Consider the following 2,628-nt stretch of genomic DNA (forward strand, 5'->3'; position numbering starts at 1 on the left):
GGTTAGATAAGTTATATTTTAGTATATTGCATTTATTTTACCGTGGGATAACGACGCTGCTTCGAACTCCCCAACGCATTTTAGCAGCAACCGTTGTGCGTCATGCTAGGGAAAACTTTAATAATCTGATAAACCAACACATAAATCAAATGGCAGAAAACGCTGATACTGGCGACAAAACTTTGGAGAATTCAACAAATCACGAATCAGAGAAGATACCTGATAAAAAAATTCCAATTGTTGAATCTGTCAACTTTACCACAAAACAAGAAACTGAAAATATGGAAACACACGCCCACCATTTACACAATGCCCCAGGTAGTGGATGGAAACATTATTTCTTTGAATTCCTGATGCTGTTCCTCGCCGTGTTTTGCGGATTTCTGGCAGAGAACTGGCGCGAAGAATTGAAAGAGCATAAGCGCGAAAAGGAATTTATATATTCAATAGTGGAGGATATTAAATCAGATACGCTCCAGTCAAATCGAACATTATTACAATTGAAAAGATTACGCACAGGTATTGATAGTGTATTAATTCTGTTGTCATCTCCTGAAATAGTATATAATTCAAATAAAGCATACAGTTTATGGACCAAAAATCTGGGATTGGAAGTTTTTGTTTCTAACGACCGCACCATCCAGCAATTATTAAGCAGCGGTGAGTTAAGATTGATAAGAAATAAAACAGTTTCGGACAGAATTATGATCTATGAGCAAACGTTGAAAAAATATTATACACAGTCCGATCTAATGTATGGTGCGGTCGTCAATATGACCAGCTACACCCAGGTTTTCGATTTTGTCAACCTCAATAAAAATATGAATATTCCTATACCCTTAACAGAGCAGGGTAAGAAATCATTGAACGAAGCGTATGCTCGCCTTCAGCTATGGAACAGGGGTCTGATGGGGTTGATCAGTTGGCTGGATGCAGTTAATCAAGAAGGCACGAGGCTTGTGACATTTATACAGAAAGAATACGATATAAAATAATTATGATTAAGTACGAACGCACGACACCATACCATCAAAAGTTGTGCCGCATGCTAAGAGGAAACCCTGCAAAAAAAAGATAGTACTGAAAAGATGAAGTTTTTAAAACTAAAAACCAAATATATTATAATACTTTTTGCCATTGTTGTCAAACTTACTTTTCAATTTATTGCAACAGCAAATTCTGGTTATCATGGTGACGAACTTCTGCATATAGAAGCAGGGAAACACTTGGCGTTCGGTTATATGGATTTCCCACCGTTTATTGGTTTTGTTTCATGGGTACAAGATCTGTTTCATTCCGATTCTTTATTTATAAACCATTTGTTTAATTATGCTTTTTCTGTATTCATCATTTTAATCTGCGGACTTACAACAATAAGATTGGGCGGAGGTATTATCGCTGTAATAATAACTGAGTCTAGCATATTGTTTTCTCCCGGTTTTGGAGCATCGCAGTATTTATTTCTACCAACAGCATTTGAACAATTATTTTGGGTTCTCTTTATTTATTTTGCGATTGGATTATGCAATTCTCAAAACTCAAAGAATTTGATTTACATTGCATTGTTTTCAGCCATTGGCTTTTTAAATAAATATAGTATTGCATTTTTGTTTGTCGGATTTGTGTCTTCCATACTTCTTTTCAATCGTGAATTATTGGGTAAAAGAATTTTCTGGATAGCCTTGGTGATTTTTATTATATTGATTCTGCCCAATCCTATTTGGCAATTTGAGAATAATTTTCCTATTTTTCACCACATGTCAGAATTGTATAAAACTCAGTTGGATAAACAATCATTTTTAAAAGAGTTGATGACACTTATAGTATCGCTAAATCCATTTGCATTCATTGTTTGGCTAACTGCATTAATAATTGTTCCTTTTCACCCTAAGTTCAAAGTCTATAAATTGCCTGTTTTTACTTTGCTTTTTTCGTTCCTATTTTTAATGCTTTCAAAAGGCAAATCGTATTATTTCTATCCAATCGTTCTATCGCTATTAGCCTTTGGGTCTGTATATTTTGAACACTTGATTCAAAATAGAAAATGGATTGTATATGGATATTTGTTACTTCTTATATCATTTGGGCTGTATATACTACCACATGGACTTCCACTTTTAAAACTTAATAAATATATCGAAGTATATAATCTAAAACCAAATAAGGATAATAAAATTCCATTGACATTTGAAAATTACTATTCCGATGAAAACTGGGACAAAATATTAGAATCCGTTTCTAATGCAAAAAACTCATTATCAGAAAATGAAAGGGAACATTGTTTGGTTTGGGGAAGACACTATTCGATAGCAGGAGGCATAAATCTACTTGGCAAAAAATATAATTTGCCGAATGCTTTTTCTTTTCATAGTTCATTTTACACATGGGTACCTGATTTTAATAAGAATATTGTTGTTATTGCGATAAGTGAATCGAATTTAAAAAGGTCCTATTGGGAGCAGTATTTTGACAACGTTGAAGAAGCTGGAATAATTGAAAATCATTACGCTTCAGAAGAGAACTGGTACAACTATCGAGTTTTTGTTTGTCGAGAGTTAAAGTACAATTCTGAAGAATTAAAGAAATTGTTTAAGGATAAGATATTTTAAAAAGAAAAAGCACGCCGGC

At 33.7% G+C, this 2,628-nt stretch carries 2 protein-coding genes; both read left to right on the forward strand.

Features of this window, described 5'->3' with window-relative positions:
* On the forward strand, nt 1-995 hold a 995-nt coding region (locus BLS65_RS17475), incomplete at its 5' end, for a hypothetical protein (RefSeq protein WP_092441071.1).
* A gap of 93 nt (nt 996-1,088) precedes the next feature.
* Nucleotides 1,089-2,609 (forward strand): ArnT family glycosyltransferase, encoded by a 1,521-nt coding sequence (locus BLS65_RS17480; RefSeq protein WP_092441072.1) that lies wholly within the window; start codon nt 1,089-1,091, stop codon nt 2,607-2,609.
* Nucleotides 2,610-2,628 lie beyond the last annotated feature (19 nt).

Origin of the sequence: Williamwhitmania taraxaci (assembly GCF_900096565.1) — a bacterium.
Classification (GTDB): domain Bacteria; phylum Bacteroidota; class Bacteroidia; order Bacteroidales; family Williamwhitmaniaceae; genus Williamwhitmania; species Williamwhitmania taraxaci.